The following is a 19,675-nucleotide window of genomic DNA, read 5'->3' as shown; positions in this document are numbered from 1 at the left end:
TCAGTATCTGGTTCGAATGCAATACCCGGGGTGGTGCGTCATCCGGGCAAAGGTCATCGGCTGACCATCTTTCCAAGTTGTGCGCTCCAGCTGAATCATCGAAGCGCCTGAGGTGGTGCCCATGAACTCGGCCAGTCGCCCATCGGCGGAGACTGCGCAAAATGCGACCTCGGCCTCGGTAAAGGGGGCGGCGTTCAGCAGCCACTCATGCGGTCCCTGATGGTTGAGGTCCGCGTGTTCCACGTCAGGCACGGCTTCGATATTGATCCACCGCTCTTCCAGCTGAAATGGCCGGTTGTCCGCGTAGTGCATGCAAATCACATGCAGCACACGCGCGTCAGACGACACGCTGAGCTGCGAGGCCAGCCAGCCGGGGCTGGAGACCACGTTGCGTTCAACCAAGGCATAGCGATAGGTTGAGTTTTGGTTCTCAACCGCTTGGCGAGTCAGTGAAAATTCCAGCTTCGCATGTTTGCTGGGCTCTTTCTTGACCCGTGTGCCGCTTTTGCGTTTGCGTTCGACAAATCCCTGGTCGGCAAGTTCGCGCAGCGCCCGGTTGACCGTTGCCCTTGCACAATTGAATTCTTCGGCAAGCTGCGTCTCGGTCGGAAGCAGGGAACCCTGTGGCCAAATACGGCTTTCTATGCGTCGTTTAACTTCGTCACGAACATCTTGAAAACTGATCCGCTTATGAGCAGTCACGTGAAGTAATACCTTTCTTCTGCAAAGTGAATATATCTGTTCAGAAACACGTTAGGGTGTAAAGGGGTGGTGGCTCTATTTGGCGTCAATGTGACGGCCATTTCGAGGCTTTGAAGATTAATTTTCGTTCGAAATCTGGGTTCCGTTGCGTCAATCTTTTCGACAGAGGGACTTTACCCCGCGCCGCAAAGGATTCAGAAACGCGGGTGACAGTTTGAAAGGACTTGATATGGCAGCGCTACTGGAAACCGTTGACCCCAACGGGCTTGAGGAATTCTCGGTCGTTTTCACGGACCGGTCATTGAACCACATGTCAGTGCAGTTTCAGCAGGTCATGCGGGATATCTCGTCTATGTTGCGGGATGTCTACAACGCCGATGGCGTTGCGGTAATTCCCGGCGGCGGTACCTATGGAATGGAGGCGGTGGCCCGGCAGTTCGCGCGCAATGCGAATGTGCTGGTCGTGCGCAACGGCTGGTTTTCCTACCGCTGGAGCCAGATTATCGAGTCGGCGACGCTGACCGCCTCTGCAACGGTTTTCAAAGCACGTCAGACCGGCAATTCCAGCCCGTCGCCTTTCGCCCCGGCACCGATCGAAGAGGTAGTGGCCGCCATTCGGGACCAGCGCCCGGATGTCGTGTTCGCGCCGCATGTTGAAACCTCGGCAGGGCTGATATTGCCCGATGACTACGTGACTGCGATGGCTGCGGCTGCGCATGAGGTTGGCGCTTTGATGGTGTTGGACTGTATCGCCTCGGGCTGTGCCTGGATCGACATGAAAGCAACGGGCGTGGACGTCCTGATCTCGGCTCCGCAAAAGGGGTGGAGCGCCTCGCCATGTGCCGGGTTGGTCATGCTCTCCGAACGGGCCGAGACGCGGTTGGAGGAGACGACGTCAGACAGTTTCGCGGTCGACCTGAAAAAGTGGCGTCAGATCATGCAGGCTTATGAGAATGACGGACATGCCTACCATGCCACCATGCCGACGGATGCTCTGCGTGCGTTCCGCGATACGATGGTTGAGACTCGTGACTACGGCTTTGAAAAGCTTCGCGATGCGCAATGGGCGCTGGGGGATGGTGTCCGTGCCATGCTGAAGGACAAAGGCGTTGTATCGGTGGCCGCGGACGGGTTCGGCGCGCCTGGAGTTGTTGTCAGCTATACTTCCGATCCCGAGGTGCAAAACGGCAAGAAATTCGCTGCTTTGGGGATGCAAATCGCTGCCGGTGTTCCACTTCAATGTGATGAACCCGAGGGTTTCAGTACATTCCGTCTGGGTCTGTTTGGCCTCGACAAGCTCTACGACGTCGACGGCACAATTGCGCGGCTCAAGCGGGTGCTGGATCAGGTTCTCTGAGGGTAGGCCTCAGCGCACGCCGAGGCCCATCTGCATCAGCGTTTTGCGCACGGGCGGCAGAGAATAGAGCGCGTTCAGCCCCATCGCACGCGCATCGCGCAGCGGTCGCGCTTCGATCATCGAGGCGCGGTTCAGTAGGTCGATGCCTTTGACGCGCATCTCGACCTCGGTGTGGCGGGCCTTGTGGTAAGCGTCCAGCATCTGAGCGTCGCCCAGCCCCTCGGGCCGCGCCTGCGCAAGGTCCAGCAGGCTGCGCAGATCGCCCAGTGACATGTTTAGACCCTGCGCGCCGATAGGCGGCACCACATGGGCGGCCTCGGCCATCAGGGCAATACGCTCGCCCGACAACCGTTCGGCTGATTGGCTGATGATCGGCCAGATCGTCCGGCGCGAGGCCAGTTTCAATGGCCCGAACAACCCGCAGGATCGTTCGGTCATCAGCGCCTCAAACGCCTCGGGGTCGGTATTAAGCAACTCAACTGCGCGGGGACCGCGCTCCATCCAGACGATTGCCGACGAGGGCTGACCCTGCCAGTCGGGCAGAGGGACCAAAGTGAACGGCCCGCCCGAGCGGTGAATTTCGGTTGAGACATTTTCATGCGGGATCGGGTGCGTAACTGCAAAGGCCAATGCTTTTTGACCGTAGCGTGTGGTGTGGACATTGATGCCCGCAGCCTCGCGCATCGGGGAATTGCGTCCATCGGCGGCGACCACCAGTTTGCAGCGGACACGACTGCCGTCGCTCAGCCCAACGCGCGCCTCGGCCGTGCGCGTGAACAGGCTGATGGTGCCGGTTCCGGGGCGGAAATCGACGTTGGGCAACTCGGCCAGACGCGCGACCATCTCGCGCCTCAGCAGCCAGTTGGGCAGGTTCCAGCCAAAAGGTTGGTCCGAGATATCGGCGGCGTTGAAGTCGCGTACTACACGGGGTTCGGGTACATCGCCGCCCGCATCCACGATACGCATGATCTGCAAAGGGGCCGCGTGTTTGTCCAGCCGCTGCCACAGCCCGCATTGTTCCAGCAGGCCACGCGCCGGTTGCAGAAACGCGGTTGTCCGCAGGTCGGACCCTTCCACGTCGCGCTCGGTGATAGGAGGGGTGGGATCGACGCAAACAACGTCGAACCCGGCAGTTCCAAAAGCCGCCGCGGCGGTCAGTCCGGCGATTCCTCCGCCGGAAATCAGGATGTCACAGCTGTCAGTCATGGCCTTGGTCTCCGAAGTCTTGGGCAGAACCTAGTTCGGTTCTGAGGCCGGTGCCAAGTGACATCCTGTCCCGTGTGTCAGCCGCGCGAAATCAGGATGAGGATCAGGAACATCACCGGCACCATCATAACGGCGGGGATGTAGAGACCCGGCAGACCAAACAGCAGAGCCGAGCAGCCCCACATGCTGAAAATCGCACCAGCGGTATAGCCCCAATCCTCGGGCTTGCCTTGTACGGCATCGCGGGCCAACCAGCCGAAAAGGGGAATTGCAAACACTAGGCGCTGCCAGATGGGCAGGCGTCCGGGCATCTCGATCGCGCTCATGGGGTCTCCGATTCTGTTCGTCGCAAGGCGGATATAGGGTCGATGCTGCACCTGCATAATGTGCAGATCGTCGCAGTGTGACAGCCTATCGCAGGCGGGCCAGAAACGCGGTCAGATCGTCGGTGTGATGGTGAATATGGTCGGCCACATGCGGCTCGGGCGCGACGTGAACCGTGCGCATTCCCATGGCGTGGGGGGCAGCCAGATTGCGCGGATCATCCTCGAACATTGCGGCCTTTGCGGCGTCGATACCGTCTTGCGCAAAGATCGCCTCGAACGCGGCTTTTTCCGGCTTTGGGCGATACCCGGCGTGCTCGACCCCATAGATCGCATCGAACAGACCGCTCAGACCACGTGCCGCGAGCACCCGTTCGGCATAAGGCGCGCTGCCGTTGGTGTAGACAATGCGACGACCGGGAAGAGACCGGATGTGGTCGGCCAGTTCAGCGTCAGGGTCCATATGGCTCATATCCACCTGATGCACAGCGTGCAGATAGGGATCGGGGTCCAGATCATGCTCGGCCATCAGACCGGCCAGCGTGGTGCCGTATTCCCGCCAGTAATGCGAGCGCAGACGATCCGCCTCGGCCCGGTCCACACCGATGGCCTGCACCACGTAATCCGTCATCAACACCTCGATCTGATCGAACAGTCGCATGTGCGGTGGGTAAAGCGTGTTGTCGAGGTCGAACACCCATTGGGTGACGTGAGCAAAAGCAGGTTTGACCATGCTTTGGGTGTAGGGCGTTGAGGGATGGTTTTCAATGCTGCACTTGATCCTGAGGGCAAGTGACGGATAGACATGTCCGAACGAGGAGACAAACCACCCGATGCCCCAATCCAAACAGTCGAACAAAGACGCCTACAGCCTTATTCTCGAAGCGATCGACGTAGGTGTCTACAAACCCGGAGACCGTTTGGTCGAAAGCGAACTGGCCGAACGGTTCGGAGTATCGCGCACCCCCATCCGCGAGGCATTACAGCGGCTTGAGACGCAATCCTTGCTGGAACGCGACGGGCGGTCGCTGATTGTGGCGTCGCTGGACCACAACCAGATGGCGGAACTTTATGTGGTGCGCCGCGAGTTGGAGGGGCTGGCCGCAAAGCTGGCCGCCAAACATGCCACCGAAGAAGAGATCAAGGTCTTGCAGGAAATGGTGGCTGAGGATGACGCGTTGGTAGATGACCCCACCGCTTTGTCCCGCGCGAACCGGCGCTTTCACGAGCAGATTCATCTTGCGTCTCACAATCGCTATCTGGTGCAACAGCTGGACCTTGTGCATCGGACCATGGCGCTGATGGCAACAACATCTCTGGCGGTGCAGGGGCGGGGCGAAATCGCGCAGAACGAACACAAAAGCATCGTGGACGCTATCGCCGCGCGGGATGAGGAAGCTGCCGAGCGTGCGCTCAAGGATCATATCTCGGTCGCGTTCATGACCCGGCTCAAGCAGGATGCGGTTCTGCGCGAGAACTGATTACAGGGGCGGCTGCCCCTCTTCGCTGGCGTGTCCGTGCTGTGTTTTGTCCCAAAAGAAAGGGTTCATCGCCAGTTCCCATAGCGCCTTGTAAGCTGCCAGAACCCCCAGCGGAAAATACAGCGGCATTGTCGGCACCCATGGCAGCAGAAACCGTCGCTCCTTGGCGGCGACGGCAATGATTCCGACCACGGCGTTCAGAATTTCGGCACCGATGAACAGGGTAATCAGCGCGGTCATGGCTGTGCCGGGGATGGCCGAATCCAAAGGGCTGGGCATGTTGAAACTCGACAGCCAGAACAACCAAAGGGCGGGGGCAAGCAGGAATTGCCCAACGGTCCCCAGAAAGAACGCCTGCACGCCGAGGAACCGCATCAGACCAAGGTCCCGCAACAGGCGCATTGGTGCCTGCATATGCACCAGATATGTCACCATAAAACCTTTCAACCAGCGCGAACGCTGCCGCACCCAGGGCCAAGCGCGGAAGTTGGCCTCTTCATAGGTGGCGGTGTCGACCATTGCGGTGCGATAGCCTGCGCGGGACAGGCGCACGCCCAGATCGGCATCTTCGGTAACGTTGTGGGCATCCCATCCGCCCAGCTCAACCAGCTTGTCGCGGCGAAAAAAGAACGTCGTCCCACCCAGCGGTATGACAAGCCCGATCCGGGCGATGCCTTGCAGGATGACGCGAAACCAGCTGTTGTATTCGATGGTAAAACACCGCGACCGCCAGTTCGTGCGCGGATTGTAGTAGTCCAGCACGCCTTGCAGGCAGACGACGTCCTTATCAGCCTGCGCAAAATGCCGAACGACACGCTCGATTTGATCGGGTTGCGGCGCGTCCTCGGCATCCCAGACCCCCAGAATGTCGCCACGGCAGAAATCCAGCGCATAGTTCATGGCGCGCGGTTTGGTCGTCAGGCCGTTCAGCTCAGGCACTTCGACTGTTCTGATCCAACTGGGCAGGTCGGTCCGGGCCAGAGCAGCACGCGTGACATCATCCGAGGCTTCAAGCACCAGAATGACGTCCAGCAGGGCCTTGGGATAAGTTAGCCGCTGCAACCGCTGGATCAGCGCATCGGCGATTTCCTTTTCTTTGTACAACGGCACCATGACGGACACGCAGGGCAGGGCTTGCGGTGGGCCTAAAGGGTGGGCATCCGGGTGCTGTGAAGGTGGCCAGAAAAACGCAATCAGACCGATCAGGCGCAAGCACATGAACAGGATCAGGCTGGCCACGGCAGCCGCTACAAGAACACCCAATCCCAATATCGGGAAGGCTGCGAACAAGAGGGCAACAAGAGCCAGAGCAAACGTTGTCTTCGCACGGGACCTTGGTGTCCAGGATCGACAGCTTTGATCCAGGCACACACGGGTCTCGGCCATTTCAGCAAGCGTCCCCGAATACGCCTGCGCAATCGCGTCGTCGATCTGATCCGTAGCAGCCAGCACCGGAACAACAGCGCAACCGGTGCCTGCAAGATCATCGCAGAGGTCAGGAAACAGATCCGGCCGGGCAGTGGCAACATGCAGGATCGGCCCGACACGCCGCCATGGAATGACGTTATGGGTCAACCAGAAATCCACCGGCTTGATCCGGCACAGATCGGCAGAGGGCGGTGCGCCGCTGAGATCAGCGATCTGAAGGCCGGTTTGTACAGCTAGAGCGTTCAGAACATCCTCTCGACTGACCCATCCCTCGGCCACGAGAATTTCACCCAGCGGCGCGTTTTGCCAGGATTGCAGAAACAGGGCCTCGTCCAATTGCGCCCGGGTGATCCGGCCCGTGTCGAGCAGGCAGGTGCCCAAAGGCATTCTTTCCTGCGCAGGGATCGGCGCGGCGTGTGCAAACTGCTGCCGATTCAATTCGACCATAAAGAAACAACCCTGACGCAGTTAACAGGCGTCAGGGTTGCTCGATTTTGGTTAACAGCGGGTTAACCCTGTTTGTTTAAGCGTTTACGCCTGCGCTTTTTGGGCTGCCATCGCATCGGCAAAGCGTTCAAACAGGTAGAAGCTGTCTTGCGGGCCGGGGGAGGCCTCGGGGTGGTGCTGTACCGAATAGACCGGACGATCAGTCATACGGATGCCGCAGTTCGACCCATCAAACAATGAGCGGTGCGTCTCGACCACGCCGTCGGGCAAGGATTGCGCATCCACTGCAAATCCGTGGTTCATCGAGGTGATTTCGACCTTGCCGGTGTCCATGTCCTTGACCGGGTGGTTCGCGCCATGGTGGCCGTGGTTCATCTTGACGGTCTTGCCGCCCAGAGCCAGCGCCAGCATCTGATGGCCGAGGCAGATTCCAAAGACAGGTAGATCGGTGGTGTCCAGAACCTCTTTGATCATTGGCACGGCATATTCTCCAGTTGCTGCCGGGTCGCCGGGGCCGTTGGACAGGAACACACCGTCAGGGTTATGCGCCAGAACCTCAGCCGCGGTTGCGGTGGCGGGCAGAACGGTCACGTCGCACCCAGCCGACGCCAGGCAGCGCAGGATGTTGCGCTTGGCACCATAGTCGATGGCGACGACCTTGTGCGCGGGCGCTTCCTGACGCGAGTATCCCTCGGGCCATGCCCACCGCATCTCATCCCAGCGATAGCTTTGGGCGCATGTCACGTCCTTGGCCAGATCCATACCTTCCAGCCCTGCAAAACCCCGAGCGGCGGCGACCAGAGCTTCAATATCGAAGTTGCCTTCGGGATCATGAGCCAGCGCAACATGCGGCGCACCCTGCTGCCGGATGGCGCGAGTCAGGCGGCGTGTGTCCACTCCACCGATGGCGATGCGCCCGCGACGCTCAAGCCATGTCTTCAGTTCTTCGACCGAGCGCCAGTTGGACGCGTCGGTTGGGTCCCATTTCACAACCATGCCCTCGGCAACCGGGTCACCGGTTTCGTCATCTTCGGGGTTCACGCCGACATTGCCGATATGAGGGAAGGTGAAGGTCACGATCTGGCCGGCATAAGAGGGATCGGTCATGATCTCCTGATATCCGGTCATGGCGGTGTTAAAGCACAGCTCGGCCACAGTCTGACCGGTTGCGCCGAAGCCCATCCCGTAGAACAGTGTACCGTCGGCCAATGCCAGACATGCGGTGGGCTTGGACGGGGCGTTCTGGGCCATCGGGCGACTCTCCTGCTGGGTAAATCGGCGCATAACTAAGGGGGTTGTGGCGCTGGGTCAAGTCTGTTCAATTTTTACGCTATTGTGCAAAATCAATAACTTAGCTATATTCACTTCCGGTTGTATCAGCCTTTTTGTTTCGATATGGTCGGGGTTCCTTTTCCATGGGGATGGACAGATCATATGGATATGCGATCACGGGTGAACTCTGCCCTGAAGCAAGCAATGAAAGACAAGGATGCCGAGCGTCTGTCGACGCTGCGGTTGATCAACGCTGCAATCAAAGACCGCGACATTGCTTCGCGCGCCTCGGATAACGAAGAGGTCAAAGGCTGCGGCGATGCCGAGGTGCTTGAAATCCTTGGTAAAATGACCAAACAGCGCAAGGAAAGCGCGCGCGCCTATGAAGAAGGCGGACGGCTGGATTTGGCCGAGCGGGAACTGCGCGAAGTTGGGGTCATCGAAGAATTCCTGCCCAAGCAGTTGGATGATGATGAGGTTTCAAAGGCCATTCAAACCGCAATTACCGCCACAGGTGCCGGGTCGATCCGGGATATGGGCAAAGTGATGGGCGAGCTGAAAACCCGCTACACCGGCCAGATGGATTTCGGCAAGGTGGGGCCGATGGTCAAAGACCATCTCTGCGCCGCTTCAAACGGCTAACATCCTCAATTCGACGGATGACGATTACTGCGCGACCGGTTCGCGCAGTTTTTGTATCAGGTCGTCGTAGAGCGCGATGCGCTCGTCCTCAGACAGAAAAGCTCCGATTTCCACTTCGCGCCCGTCGCCGATCAGCGTGACATAGTTTGGGACGGGGCCGCCTTGTTTGTGCATTTCCGGACGCGCCCAATAGCGGTTGCAGCGCCATTCTTGTTGGCCAGTGCGTGGGTCGTGGTGAACGAGATGCGCCTGTGTTCCGGTCAACGTCAGCACCTCGAACACGCTGCGTGCGCGATAGTTGGTTTGAATCGCTAGCCACAGGCCCAGAACGGTCAGCAGCAGGAAGGGCAGCAGCCCCCACAGGATGATCGAGCCCAGCACGGCCAGCAACGGGATCAGCCCAAATAGGAAAACCGACAGGATTACGACCATCGCCCCACGTCGCGGCAATGAGTTATGCGGCCAGAGGCGCAATTCCTGTTCCGTGTCAGAGGTTTGATTCCATCGATAAGGCATGGCTGAAATCTAGCGCAATGCAGCGGCGTGTCGAAGCGAATTGATCAGGCGACGTGACCCACGCGCGCCCATGACAACGCGTCGTCCAGACGGTCGTCGCCCCAGAAAACCTCTCCGTTGACGACGAGGCTGGGGGCACCGAAAACGCCCAGTTTGACGGCCTGTTCGGTTTCCGCCTCGAGCGTGGCGACCGTATCGGGGCTGCGTGCGCGGGCGAGGATCAACCGGGGATCCTGCTGGCACCTGTGCAGAGCTTCGGAAATTGCGGCCTCGCTGCCGGCGTCGATGCTGTCTTCGAACCAGATGCGGTAGAGCGTCTGAGTGAAATCTTTGCCCCAGCCGTCGCCCATTCCCAGCAGCGCAACCTGATTGGCCAGCGGCAGGTCCGAGATCGGGTAGGGGGCGGGCAGTTGGGCATGGATGTGGTACTTGGCGGCCCGACGCTCGATATCGCGCCACATGTAGGCGGATTTCACAGGCTTGCCCGCGAAGGGCACGTTCTGCTGAGCGGACATGATGGTGCGCACATTGAAGGGGCGCCAGTTCACTGACGCGTCATTTTCCGCGCACCAATCATCCAAACGCATAATAGTCAGGAAGCTATAGGTGCTGCCTATGGAATACCAAAAATCAATATCGGGCATCTGAAACCTCCGGTTCGCCGGATGTATTGCCTTGACCAGAGTAGCTGATTTTTAGCGTCATGGCGACATTTTGGCGGTACCCGCCCGGCACAAAGAAAAAACCCCGCCGGTTCGGGCGGGGTTTTCCTAGGTCTCTGACGGGATCAGTGCGCGTGGCCTTTGTCCCAGTCTTCCTGCTTTGGCAGCTGCTCGAACGTGTGCTCGGGCGGCGGTGTGGGCAGGGTCCATTCCAGCGTATCCGCGTATTCGTTCCACGGGTTCGGACGGGTCTCTTTCGCGCCACGCAGCAGGGCGTAGATCACGATGCCGAAGAACAGCAGGAACGAAGCGAAGGATACGAATGCACCGATCGACGATACGAAGTTCCATTGCGCGAACGCTTCGGGGTAGTCGATGTAGCGGCGCGGCATGCCCTGACGGCCCAGGAAGTGCTGCGGGAAGAAGGTCAGGTTCGCACCGATGAAGAACATCCAGAAGTGAACCTTGCCCCAGAACTCGGAGTACTGGCGACCAGTCATCTTCGAGAAGTAGAAGTACACACCTGCGAAGATCGCAAAGACGGCACCCAAGCTCATCACATAGTGGAAGTGAGCAACCACGTAGTAGGTGTCGTGATAGGCGCGGTCGATACCGGCCTGCGACAGAACCACACCGGTCACACCGCCAACGGTGAACAGGAACAGGAAGCCAAAGGCGAACAGCATCGGCGTCTTGAACTCAATCGAGCCGCCCCACATGGTCGCGATCCACGAGAAGACCTTAACACCGGTTGGAACCGCGATAACCATCGTGGCCAGCATGAAGTAGGCCTGCTGACGCAGCGACATGCCAACGGTGTACATGTGGTGCGCCCAAACGACGAAGCCCAAAACACCAATTGCGATGATCGCCCAGACCATCGGCAGGTAACCGAAGATCGGCTTGCGCGCAAAGGTCGCAATTACGTGGCTGATGATGCCGAAACCGGGCAGGATCACGATGTACACTTCCGGGTGGCCGAAGAACCACAGGATGTGTTGATACAGGATCGGATCGCCGCCACCGGCCGGATCAAAGAAGGTGAAACCAAAGTTGCGGTCCATCAGCAACATGGTGATCGCGCCCGCCAGAACCGGCAGAGACAGCAGAATCAGCCACGAGGTGACGAAGATCGACCAGCTGAACAGCGGCACCTTGAACAGGGTCATGCCCGGGGCACGCATGTTCAGGAAGGTAGTGATCATGTTGATCGCGCCGAGGATCGAGGAGGCGCCCGATACGTGTACGGCAAAGATCGCAAGGTCCATGGACATGCCGCCCTCGGTCGTGGACAGAGGCGGGTACAGAACCCAGCCAACACCCGAACCGAGCTGATCGTTCCCACCGGGGCTGAGCAGTGAAGCCACACCCAGAGACGTACCAGCGACGTACAGCCAGAAGGATAGGTTGTTCATCCGTGGGAACGCCATGTCCGGCGCACCGATCTGCAACGGCATGAAATAGTTGCCAAATCCGCCGAAAAGCGCTGGGATGACCACGAAGAACATCATCAGAACACCGTGGTAGGTGATCATGACATTCCACAGGTGTCCGTTGGGGGTACACGGGTCGGCCATGAAGCCTTCCAGACACATGTACTGAACACCCGGGTGCATCAGCTCAAGCCGCATATAGACGGTCATCGCCACCGAGATGAACCCGGCCAGCGCCGAGAAGATCAGGTAGAGAATCCCGATGTCCTTGTGGTTGGTCGACATGAACCACCGCGTGAAAAACCCGCGATTGTCTTCATGCTCGTGACCATGAATGGCTGCGTCTGCCATTTAGGTGCCTCCTGTTGCAACTACACCGCGCAGTCGGACCTCTCCAACGCGCGGGATTCCTGCTGGTTTTAGATTGCGAGGGGGCGACCTTCAATGGTCGAGTTTGATCTGGATCAAGAATAATTGTCGCGGGCAGAAGGGCGCCCTGCGAATTTGTTGCCTTGAATGCGGTGTATCTGGCGATTGCGGGCGGGATTTCAAGGGGCGGCAACCGCTGACGCCGTCACCCTGGCAGAGTTCCGCCTTGACCCCTGATCGCGAGGACAGCAGAACTACGCGCAAGCCCCGAAACCGGAGACCCGATATGGCCGCTTATGATCCTGAAAACATCTTCGCTAAAATTCTGCGCGGAGAAATCCCGTCGACCCGCGTGTACGAGGATGACGATTCGCTGGCTTTCATGGACATCATGCCCCGGTCTGACGGTCATCTGCTTGTGATCCCAAAAACGCCTTGCCGGAACTTGCTGGATGCGACGCCCGCGCAACTGACTGCTGTAATGGCGACGGTACAGAAATTGGCGAATGCGGTGGTTCGGGCCTTCGACGCCGACGGAGTGACCGTGCAACAATTCAATGAGGCCGCCGGCGGGCAAGAGGTGTTCCACCTGCATTTCCACGTCTTGCCACGTCACGAAGGGGTCTCGATGCGCCCGCCGGGGCAGATGGGTGATTTTGACCAGATCGCCGAGCATGCGGAAAGGATTAAAGCTGCGCTGGCCTGAAGCCTTGGCCAGGCCCGTTTCGGGTGTCACAATGCGCAGAAGCTACCAAATAATTACCGCTCCGAATTTTGGGGTCGGAGCGGCAGACTCTTGAACAAAAACTTTTCCGTTTCCCAGGGCAGCCCAGGATATCCGGTTAACACACCACTCACTCTAGAACGGTAGAGTCAGAATACCTTTTTGTAGGCGTCGTGTATCTATCAGATTGGGTTTTGCCTAAATTTAACGCAAAATGAACAAGCTATACACGAACTCCCGCCCGGCTTTGGAAACAAAGCCGCTCTGGGGGTTGGGATTGTTAATAAACATGAAGCGACAGAACGATTCGTTCGTCTCGATTCAAGCGTCGGCGGACGCGAAAGATTCTTCAAAAGTTGTGCGCAAAGCGGTGTCGAGATCGGCCATCGTTACGGGCAAACCAAGATCGACCAATGAGGTGACACCATGTTCGGTGATGCCACAGGGGACGATGCCAGAGAAATGAGACAGGTCCGGTTCGACATTGATCGAAATACCGTGGAAACTGACCCATTTGCGCAGACGCAGGCCAATTGCCGCGATCTTATCCTCGGCAGGCGCACCGGTCACAGTTAGCGGCTTGTCGTCGCGACGGACCCAAACGCCGACGCGGCCATCGCGAATTTCACCCGTGACATTGAATTCCGCCAGCACGGCGATCACCCAATTCTCGAGCTGTTTTACAAACCCCCGCACGTCTTTGCCGCGCTTGTTGAGGTCAAGCATCACATACGCAACGCGCTGCCCGGGGCCGTGATAGGTGTACTCGCCGCCACGCTTGGCCTCATAGACCGGAAACCGTTCAGGATCTTTCAGATCCTCGATCCGGGCCGAGGTGCCAGCCGTGTAAAGAGGCGGGTGCTCGAGCAGCCAGACGCATTCGTCGGCCTCACCTGCGGCGATAGCGGCCACACGCGCCTCCATGAAGGCAACGGCGTCAGGGTAGTCGGTCAGACCATCGGTGATTTTCCATTCCATGGCGGCTCCATATCGCGCATGCGCGACAAGGGGAAGGGGTCAGGCAGCCTCGGCCAGGCACCGTTGCAGGACCTGCGTGTAGGTGTCGGTGCCTTGGGCGCCGGTCAGCAGGTATTTTCCGCCAAACACCATGGACGGAACACCAGAAATCCCACGACTGGTCCAGAATTCCTGCTTTTCCCGCGTCGGACTGACATGGGCACCCGAATGAAGCGCTGCACGCGCCGCGTCGGGGTCCAGACCAGCAGTGCGGACAGCGTTCAGCAGAACCTCGACGTCAGAAACGTCCTGTTGGCGCGTGAAATAAGATTCGAACAAGGCCAGTTTCAGCGGATGTTGACGCCCTTCAGCCTCGGCCCAGTCCAGCAACTGATGCGCGGCGAAGGTATTCACGATCTTGCTGTCTTCGTCGAAGTTAAAGGTGAACCCCAGCTCTTGTCCGATCCGCGTCAGCTGTTCCCGCGCCTGTTGGCTCTGCTCGGGGGTCGAGCCGTATTTCTCCATGATATGCTCCCGCAGGTTCTGGCCTTCGGGCGGCATAGTGGGGTTCAGTTCGAATGGATGCCACCTGAGCCGTGCCAGAATATTGAGTTGTTGCAAGGCTATATCCAGCTGGCGAAACCCGACGATGCACCACGGGCACACCACATCCGAGACGATGTCGATCTGAACAACAGGGCGGGGATCGGGTGTGGTCATGTGCGGGCTCCTGATCGGGTGAGGGTACTTTGGAGGTATAGATATGAGCGACAGCAGGGAATTCAAACCGGCGTGACTTTTGCCTCTTCACATCCTGATCTTCTACGTCTATACGCCCCTCTACCAAGTCACTGGTAGTGCGGTCGTGGCGGAATTGGTAGACGCGCAGCGTTGAGGTCGCTGTGGGGTAACACCCGTGGAAGTTCGAGTCTTCTCGACCGCACCAAACTCTCTCTGAAATCTCATATTGATCAGTCAGACAGGGTGTGGCTTTGCACCAGTTTACGCCCGATTACCGATAACGCGATTTCCTGTCTCGCCCGTCCGAACGCTGTTGTGTATGACGTGGGGCAACGCAAGTCGGGAAGTATTGATGTCGCAGGCGATTACCGTATTCACCACGATGAAGAACGAAGGCCCCTATATGCTGGAATGGGTTGCCTTCCACAAAACGCTCGGGGTCGATCACTTTGTGATCTTCACCAATGACTGCGACGACGGCACCGATGACATCGCGCGAAGATTGCAGGAGCTGGGGATCGCAACCCATGTCTCGAACGAGGTCAAAGAAGGCGGCAACCCTCAGCATCAGATGCTGCGGCGTGCCCGGCGGCAGCCCAGGGTCAAACAGGCGGATTGGTTGCTGTGTCTGGATGTTGATGAATTCTGGAATATCCGGCACGGCGACAACAGCTTTGGCGCGCTGATTACCGAGGTCGAGCAGCGCGCAGGCCAGCAGGTAGACGCGATCTCCTTTGCGTGGAAGCTGTTCGGAAGCTCGGGGAATGTCAGCTTTGAGGACCGCCCGGTGACTGAGACCTTTTCGATGGCAGATCAGGAGTTTCCTTATCACTCGGGTCGTGCCTCAGGTTTGAAGACCCTGTTCCGCAACAACGGCAAATTCACCCGGTTTGGTCCGCATCGACCAAAGGGCGTCGAAGAGGGCAAAGAGGACCAGATCGCCTGGTCCGATGCCGGAGGAAACCTGTTTCCGTCCGAAAAGGTGGGCTGGCGCGCGTGGCGCGGGTTCGACCATTCGCTGGGACGGCTGCACCACTATTCGGTAAGGTCGCTTGACGGGTTTCTGATCAAGCGCGACCGAGGGCGGACCAATCACATCCGGGTGGATCAGGGGCAATCCTACTGGCAGGACATGAACGTCAACACGGACTCTGATCCGTCCATTCAACCCATCGCGCAGCGCGCAGCCCCCTTGTTGGCCGAGCTGAAAGCGGATGAGGTTCTGGGGCCGTTGCACGCACAGGCCTGCGACTGGCACAGGTCCAAGGTGGCCGAGATCAAGATGCGCCCGGATTGGGTGGACTTTCGGGTGTGGCTGGCGGACAATCTGATCTGAACACCATGGCAGACGACCTTTCAAAAGAGCAGCTCAAACCTGATCACCCGGACCGCAAAACGGGGTATGAGCGTATTCTGACCGACCCCGCTCCGCCGTGGTTTGTCGAGATTTATCCCGGTGGCGATGGGTCCGGTTTCCTGCAAAAGCTGGACAGGCATTCGGTGCTGTTCAACCAGCGCTCTGCGACGCAACTGGTTGTCAGCTTTGACAATATCGCCAACGCCAATGACTTGTCTTTTGCACGCGAGCCGTGGGGGTGGAAGTTCTTCCGCGACGAGGGATGGTCGCATATGGGTGTCTTTGCCCGCACAAAGGCCTGGTTCCGTGACCCCGAGATTATTTCGTATTTCCAGAACCGGGCCGCCGAGGGTTTTTTCGACAAATACGATCAGGTCGTCTTTGCCGGCGCCTCGATGGGTGGTTTTGGGGCGTTGACCTTTTCCAGCCTGGTTCCCGGAGCCAATGTGATCGCGTTCAACCCGCAGACCTCGCTGGATGAACGTCTGGTGCCGTGGGAGACCCGCTACCGTTTCGGTCAGGTACAGGATTGGGATCTGCCCTTGAGCGACGCCGCGCAAACGGTGGGGCAGGCGGGCAAAGCCTATGTGTTCTATGATCCGTTTTTTGACCTAGACAGGCGTCAGATCACGCGCTTGCAGGGTGAAAATGTGATTTTGCTCAAGACATGGTTTTCGAACCATTTTGCCGCGCCGATGCTGCGCAAACTCGATATCTTGAAGCCGGTCATGCAGCAGGCCATGGCAGGCACACTTGAACCGTCCGAGTTCTACAGCATGATGCGCGCCCGACGCAGGTTGCCTATGGTAATGCGCGCCATCGAAGCGCACGCGGGCGAGCGGCATCCGCGGCTGGTACAGCAGGCTCGCCGCCGGTTCCGCGTTCTACGCCGCGCCGCACTGGCCGAGGGGTCTTCATGACATCGGCAAAAGGGGTGTTCATCGGGCAGCGCAAAGACCGGATGGGCGCGCGTCTGTTGATGATGTTGACCTGTATCCGGCTGGCCGAGGATTTTGACACCACTTACAAGGTGAACTGGTTCCCGCAGGGGGCGGATGCGCCTGAACTGGATCACCCGCAAGAGCTGTTCTCGACCGAGTGGATGGATGCACATTTTCTCGAGTCGGCTGAGTTCGACGCGCTCAACAAAAACGCGCTACCGATTTGGGCGTTTCAGGGTGACAAGTCCCCGCAGCGCCTGATCGAACACCTGAACGCAGGCCGCTCGGTTCTGGTAGAGGAAGGCTTTGAGGTTCTGGCCTTCCCGTGGGAGGATATCGAAGCCATTCGCCCACGCTATCGCCAGTTCATCCACCAGATCGGCTTCACCGAAGAAATTCGCGCCATTATGGACCGGGCGGATGCCAGATTGTCAGGGCAGGGCGTGTCCGCATATCACATCCGGCGCGGAGATATCCTGAATGGCTTGCCCTGGAAGCATACGACATGGCCCGCCAAGATCGAACCCGAAGAGCTGTATGAGGCGCATCTTGCTAAGAATGCCGGGCAAACGGCCATCATGTTCTCGGATCAGCCGGAACTGATCACCCGGTTTCAGGAAAAGTTCCCGGACCTGCTGCAGATGTCGGATATCGCGGATTTGTCCGGTATGACGCGAGCCAAGCGCGATTTTCTCGAGCTTTACACCATGTCGCGCGCCGATCAGGTGGTGGCGCCGGTTATCTCTGCCTTTTCGATGGCGGCTGCACGGATATCGGGCCAGCAGCGGAAGGTGTTTCGCGATGTGCTGAGCGAAGGTGAATTTCACGCGGCGAACGAGCGGGTCATTCACAGGTTGCAGGGCGGCTCTGGCGGGTTTTTGAATGTCTCGGAAGCCTCGCACATTTATGCAAAAGCCCTGTTTCATATGTTTCAGTTCGGTGCCGAGGATCGTTCTCAGGAAGCACTGGATCTTGCGAACCCCTTGTTGGAGGCGGGCGCGGACAATGCCTTTATGCCTCTGCTTCAGGCGCTGAACCTGTTTTACCTTGAACGGTGGCACGAAGCGCTGGCCATGACAGAAGAAGCTTTGAAAAACGAAAATCTATGGCCAGAAGACTTTGCCGTTCTGTGCGCGCTGCGGTGCGCGATTCTGGGTCGCCTGAAAAAGAGATGGCGCGCGGCGCGATCATTCAGTCAGGCATTTTGGGCAAAACCGCTGCGGCCGGATGTGGTTGTCCTTGGGTCCCGTGCTTTTTACCGGGATCAGCTATCTCTGCGTCTGCTGCCGCCAACGGATTGGTCTCTGCAACGGGAACTCAGGCGACCCTGGTTCAATTTCAATTCGCACGTGGCGCAGAGAAAAGCGCTCATCCGGTTGCCCTGCAATTTTGATTTCTTGCTGTTGGATTGGTCTGATCTGGCGTTGGACCAAAAAGCCAAAAGACTGTTCAGCAATCCGGCCCGGATTCAGTTGTTGGTCGAGAGCCTCGAACGTGCCGGTGGTATCCCGGCCGATGATCCCCGGAAGCAGAGTTTCGAGATTGCTCTGCGAGCGAAGACCGGACAGATGCCTCATGCGAAGGCTATTGATTCAACACGTAGCATCGTTGCGCAAAGACCTGAAAACCCACTTTACCACAAACGCCTGTCTGAGCTTTACGAAGCCGAGGGTGATCAGGCTCAGGCGCGTCTGGCCATGGCAGAATCGTTGGCATGTGACCCGGACAACCCGTTTCTGATCTTTGCAATGGGGCGCTTGCTGGAACGATCCGGTGCAATTGAGCAGGGGGAAAATCAGATTCTGCAATCAGCAGACATTGATGAGGCAACAGCGTCGATTCAGGGCGTCGCCGGACAAATTCACCTGCGGCGGGGCAACAAGGGCAAAGCGCGGCCCTATTTGCAAAAGGCCCATGATCTGTTCCCGCCTTACAAGCGGTTCTCAAATCAGTTGGCGCGCACGCAATCATGATGGCGCAGGATATCAATTACCGGACGGATCACTCTTGGTCATGGGGGGCATTCGGCATATGCTCCGCGCTGCATACAGGCCGCATCATATCAAACGCAAACCGCACGAGCGGTAAAAGACGAGGCGAGTAAGTGTCTGATCAGGACCCCCGATACATCAGCGTGACCCCGATGAAGAACGAAGGCCCCTTTGTTCTGGAATGGGTGGCGCATAACCTTGCAATCGGTGTCGACCAGATTGTGGTGATGACCAACGACTGCTCAGATGGCACCGATGCCTTGTTGCAGCGCCTGGATGAGCGGGGGGTGCTGACACATGTCAACAACAACTCTCGCCGTCAGACCAGCCCGCAGAAACGCGCCTATCGGAAGTTCATGAAGATGGAGATCGCCCGACCGCAGGACTGGGTCGTGGTGATCGACGCCGATGAACACATCAACGTCAAAACCGGAGATCACACCCTGCGGGCGCTGACCGAGGCCATGCCGGATGCAAAAACGATCTCAATGACGTGGAGGCTGTTCGGAAACGCGGGTGTCATCCGCTATGAGGACCGGTTTCTTTCGGATCAATTCCGGCAGGCCGCGCGTCTGCGGACCATCCGCCCGCCGCAGGCCTGGGGTTTCAAAACCATGTTCCAACGCGGTTTGTGGGATGCGTTGGGCGTTCACCGGCCCAAACGTCCGACAGTCGAAACCATGGTGGAGTGTCACTGGTACAATGGGTCAGGTGAGCTAATGCCCGACCGGTACTACACACAAAGCTGGCGGTCGGCGCGGGATTCCGTTGGCTATGATCTCGTTCAGGTCAACCACTATGCGCTGAAATCGTGCGAGAGCTACCTGGTCAAGAAAATGCGCGGCCGCGCGCATCATCTGGGCGAGAGTCTGGGCATGGAATACTGGACCATGATGAATCAGAACGCCGAAGAGGATGGCTCGATCGACGTGGTGCTGGAGCGCAAGCGGGATATCTACTACGACTTGTTGTCCGATGCTGAAACCGCCCGACTGCACCATCAATCCTGTGATCTGCACCGTCAGGAAATCGCACAACTGCGCGAACAGCCCGAGATGCAGGACCTGATGCAACAGATGACAGCAGGCTTTGCCGCCCAGCTTGGGGAATGAGCGGAGCAGGCTTG

Annotated in this window: 19 protein-coding genes and 1 tRNA gene; 9 read left to right on the top strand and 11 right to left on the bottom strand. The window is 58.4% G+C overall.

Features of this window, described 5'->3' with window-relative positions; all coding sequences use genetic code 11:
- Positions 1-702, bottom strand: coding sequence for a GntR family transcriptional regulator (locus tag ACOQOY_RS04605; RefSeq protein WP_420584308.1), 702 nt, complete (start codon positions 700-702; stop codon positions 1-3).
- A 229-nt stretch (positions 703-931) separates the two neighbouring features.
- Between ACOQOY_RS04605 and ACOQOY_RS04600 the strand changes: the two genes are divergently transcribed.
- The gene (locus ACOQOY_RS04600) at positions 932-2,059 is read left to right on the top strand and encodes an aminotransferase class V-fold PLP-dependent enzyme (protein ID WP_420584307.1); all 1,128 of its coding nucleotides are present in this window, start codon (positions 932-934) and stop codon (positions 2,057-2,059) included.
- 9 nt (positions 2,060-2,068) lie between these two features.
- Here the strand turns inward: ACOQOY_RS04600 and ACOQOY_RS04595 are convergent, their stop codons facing one another.
- The 3 genes from ACOQOY_RS04595 to ACOQOY_RS04585 all read right to left on the bottom strand — a co-directional run bounded on the left by ACOQOY_RS04595 (position 2,069) and on the right by ACOQOY_RS04585 (position 4,321).
- On the bottom strand, positions 2,069-3,265 hold the full coding sequence (locus tag ACOQOY_RS04595) for a UbiH/UbiF family hydroxylase (RefSeq protein WP_420584306.1): 1,197 nt from the start codon (positions 3,263-3,265) through the stop codon (positions 2,069-2,071).
- 77 nt (positions 3,266-3,342) lie between these two features.
- A complete protein-coding gene (locus tag ACOQOY_RS04590) occupies positions 3,343-3,591 on the bottom strand; it encodes a hypothetical protein (RefSeq protein ID WP_420584305.1) in 249 nt (82 codons plus the stop codon).
- A gap of 85 nt (positions 3,592-3,676) precedes the next feature.
- Entirely contained in the window at positions 3,677-4,321 is a 645-nt protein-coding gene (locus ACOQOY_RS04585; protein WP_420587208.1) for a pyrimidine 5'-nucleotidase, read from the bottom strand.
- Between the two features lie 100 nt (positions 4,322-4,421).
- Here ACOQOY_RS04585 and ACOQOY_RS04580 point away from each other — a divergent pair, with 100 nt between their 5' ends.
- Positions 4,422-5,069 (top strand): GntR family transcriptional regulator, encoded by a 648-nt coding sequence (locus tag ACOQOY_RS04580; RefSeq protein WP_420584304.1) that lies wholly within the window; start codon positions 4,422-4,424, stop codon positions 5,067-5,069.
- Here ACOQOY_RS04580 and ACOQOY_RS04575 read toward each other — a convergent pair whose 3' ends face one another.
- Together ACOQOY_RS04575 and carA are read right to left on the bottom strand one after the other, a co-directional pair.
- Positions 5,070-6,944 (bottom strand): glycosyltransferase, encoded by a 1,875-nt coding sequence (locus ACOQOY_RS04575; protein ID WP_420584303.1) that lies wholly within the window; start codon positions 6,942-6,944, stop codon positions 5,070-5,072.
- An 84-nt stretch (positions 6,945-7,028) separates the two neighbouring features.
- Positions 7,029-8,195, bottom strand: coding sequence for a glutamine-hydrolyzing carbamoyl-phosphate synthase small subunit (gene carA, locus ACOQOY_RS04570; RefSeq protein ID WP_420584302.1), 1,167 nt, complete (start codon positions 8,193-8,195; stop codon positions 7,029-7,031).
- A 183-nt stretch (positions 8,196-8,378) separates the two neighbouring features.
- Here carA and ACOQOY_RS04565 point away from each other — a divergent pair, with 183 nt between their 5' ends.
- Positions 8,379-8,858, top strand: a complete 480-nt coding sequence (locus tag ACOQOY_RS04565; protein WP_420584301.1) for a GatB/YqeY domain-containing protein — start codon at positions 8,379-8,381, stop codon at positions 8,856-8,858.
- A 24-nt stretch (positions 8,859-8,882) separates the two neighbouring features.
- Here ACOQOY_RS04565 and ACOQOY_RS04560 read toward each other — a convergent pair whose 3' ends face one another.
- The 3 genes from ACOQOY_RS04560 to ctaD form a co-directional block, all read right to left on the bottom strand.
- The gene (locus ACOQOY_RS04560) at positions 8,883-9,374 is read right to left on the bottom strand and encodes a DUF2244 domain-containing protein (protein WP_420584300.1); all 492 of its coding nucleotides are present in this window, start codon (positions 9,372-9,374) and stop codon (positions 8,883-8,885) included.
- A gap of 44 nt (positions 9,375-9,418) precedes the next feature.
- Positions 9,419-10,018 carry a 2-hydroxychromene-2-carboxylate isomerase gene (locus ACOQOY_RS04555; RefSeq protein ID WP_420584299.1) on the bottom strand — a complete coding sequence of 200 codons (600 nt, stop codon included), beginning with the start codon at positions 10,016-10,018 and terminating at the stop codon, positions 9,419-9,421.
- 143 nt (positions 10,019-10,161) lie between these two features.
- Positions 10,162-11,820 (bottom strand): cytochrome c oxidase subunit I, encoded by a 1,659-nt coding sequence (gene ctaD, locus ACOQOY_RS04550; RefSeq protein WP_420584298.1) that lies wholly within the window; start codon positions 11,818-11,820, stop codon positions 10,162-10,164.
- Positions 11,821-12,124: 304 nt separating this feature from the next.
- Here ctaD and ACOQOY_RS04545 point away from each other — a divergent pair, with 304 nt between their 5' ends.
- Complete coding sequence (locus tag ACOQOY_RS04545) at positions 12,125-12,544, top strand: HIT family protein (RefSeq protein WP_420584297.1); 420 nt, start codon at positions 12,125-12,127, stop codon at positions 12,542-12,544.
- Between the two features lie 339 nt (positions 12,545-12,883).
- On the opposite strand, the gene lipB is transcribed toward ACOQOY_RS04545, so the two are convergent.
- Entirely contained in the window at positions 12,884-13,540 is a 657-nt protein-coding gene (gene lipB / locus ACOQOY_RS04540) for a lipoyl(octanoyl) transferase LipB (protein ID WP_420584296.1), read from the bottom strand.
- Positions 13,541-13,579: 39 nt separating this feature from the next.
- Complete coding sequence (locus tag ACOQOY_RS04535) at positions 13,580-14,239, bottom strand: DsbA family oxidoreductase (protein WP_420584295.1); 660 nt, start codon at positions 14,237-14,239, stop codon at positions 13,580-13,582.
- A 139-nt stretch (positions 14,240-14,378) separates the two neighbouring features.
- Here ACOQOY_RS04535 and ACOQOY_RS04530 point away from each other — a divergent pair.
- The 5 genes from ACOQOY_RS04530 to ACOQOY_RS04510 all read left to right on the top strand — a co-directional run bounded on the left by ACOQOY_RS04530 (position 14,379) and on the right by ACOQOY_RS04510 (position 19,661).
- Positions 14,379-14,465: transfer RNA gene (locus ACOQOY_RS04530), tRNA-Leu, on the top strand.
- A 147-nt stretch (positions 14,466-14,612) separates the two neighbouring features.
- Positions 14,613-15,596 carry a glycosyltransferase family 2 protein gene (locus ACOQOY_RS04525; RefSeq protein WP_420584294.1) on the top strand — a complete coding sequence of 328 codons (984 nt, stop codon included), beginning with the start codon at positions 14,613-14,615 and terminating at the stop codon, positions 15,594-15,596.
- A 5-nt stretch (positions 15,597-15,601) separates the two neighbouring features.
- Positions 15,602-16,537, top strand: a complete 936-nt coding sequence (locus ACOQOY_RS04520; protein ID WP_420584293.1) for a hypothetical protein — start codon at positions 15,602-15,604, stop codon at positions 16,535-16,537.
- Complete coding sequence (locus ACOQOY_RS04515; RefSeq protein ID WP_420584292.1) at positions 16,534-18,531, top strand: hypothetical protein; 1,998 nt, start codon at positions 16,534-16,536, stop codon at positions 18,529-18,531. The genes ACOQOY_RS04520 and ACOQOY_RS04515 overlap by 4 nt, the downstream gene beginning before the upstream one ends.
- A 131-nt stretch (positions 18,532-18,662) precedes the next feature.
- Positions 18,663-19,661, top strand: a complete 999-nt coding sequence (locus ACOQOY_RS04510; protein ID WP_420584291.1) for a glycosyltransferase family 2 protein — start codon at positions 18,663-18,665, stop codon at positions 19,659-19,661.
- Positions 19,662-19,675 lie beyond the last annotated feature (14 nt).

It is taken from the genome of Ruegeria sp. (assembly GCF_965221235.1).
In the GTDB taxonomy this organism is placed as follows: Bacteria; Pseudomonadota; Alphaproteobacteria; order Rhodobacterales; family Rhodobacteraceae; genus Ruegeria.
Note: the sequence above shows the minus strand (reverse complement) of the source record. Positions and strands in the feature narration are given on the sequence as shown.

Bases quoted from the DNA above. Each gene is read 5' to 3' on its own strand.
- ACOQOY_RS04515 (WP_420584292.1), top strand. From the start codon at position 16,534: ATGACATCGGCAAAAGGGGTGTTCATCGGGCAGCGCAAAGACCGGATG.
- ACOQOY_RS04575 (WP_420584303.1), bottom strand. From the start codon at position 6,944: ATGGTCGAATTGAATCGGCAGCAGTTTGCACACGCCGCGCCGATCCCT.
- ACOQOY_RS04565 (WP_420584301.1), top strand. From the start codon at position 8,379: ATGGATATGCGATCACGGGTGAACTCTGCCCTGAAGCAAGCAATGAAA.
- ACOQOY_RS04555 (WP_420584299.1), bottom strand. From the start codon at position 10,018: ATGCCCGATATTGATTTTTGGTATTCCATAGGCAGCACCTATAGCTTC.
- ACOQOY_RS04535 (WP_420584295.1), bottom strand. From the start codon at position 14,239: ATGACCACACCCGATCCCCGCCCTGTTGTTCAGATCGACATCGTCTCG.
- ACOQOY_RS04585 (WP_420587208.1), bottom strand. From the start codon at position 4,321: ATGGTCAAACCTGCTTTTGCTCACGTCACCCAATGGGTGTTCGACCTC.
- ACOQOY_RS04545 (WP_420584297.1), top strand. From the start codon at position 12,125: ATGGCCGCTTATGATCCTGAAAACATCTTCGCTAAAATTCTGCGCGGA.
- lipB (WP_420584296.1), bottom strand. From the start codon at position 13,540: ATGGAATGGAAAATCACCGATGGTCTGACCGACTACCCTGACGCCGTT.
- ACOQOY_RS04590 (WP_420584305.1), bottom strand. From the start codon at position 3,591: ATGAGCGCGATCGAGATGCCCGGACGCCTGCCCATCTGGCAGCGCCTA.
- ACOQOY_RS04595 (WP_420584306.1), bottom strand. From the start codon at position 3,265: ATGACTGACAGCTGTGACATCCTGATTTCCGGCGGAGGAATCGCCGGA.
- carA (WP_420584302.1), bottom strand. From the start codon at position 8,195: ATGGCCCAGAACGCCCCGTCCAAGCCCACCGCATGTCTGGCATTGGCC.
- ACOQOY_RS04560 (WP_420584300.1), bottom strand. From the start codon at position 9,374: ATGCCTTATCGATGGAATCAAACCTCTGACACGGAACAGGAATTGCGC.
- ACOQOY_RS04580 (WP_420584304.1), top strand. From the start codon at position 4,422: ATGCCCCAATCCAAACAGTCGAACAAAGACGCCTACAGCCTTATTCTC.
- ACOQOY_RS04525 (WP_420584294.1), top strand. From the start codon at position 14,613: ATGTCGCAGGCGATTACCGTATTCACCACGATGAAGAACGAAGGCCCC.
- ACOQOY_RS04520 (WP_420584293.1), top strand. From the start codon at position 15,602: ATGGCAGACGACCTTTCAAAAGAGCAGCTCAAACCTGATCACCCGGAC.
- ctaD (WP_420584298.1), bottom strand. From the start codon at position 11,820: ATGGCAGACGCAGCCATTCATGGTCACGAGCATGAAGACAATCGCGGG.
- ACOQOY_RS04600 (WP_420584307.1), top strand. From the start codon at position 932: ATGGCAGCGCTACTGGAAACCGTTGACCCCAACGGGCTTGAGGAATTC.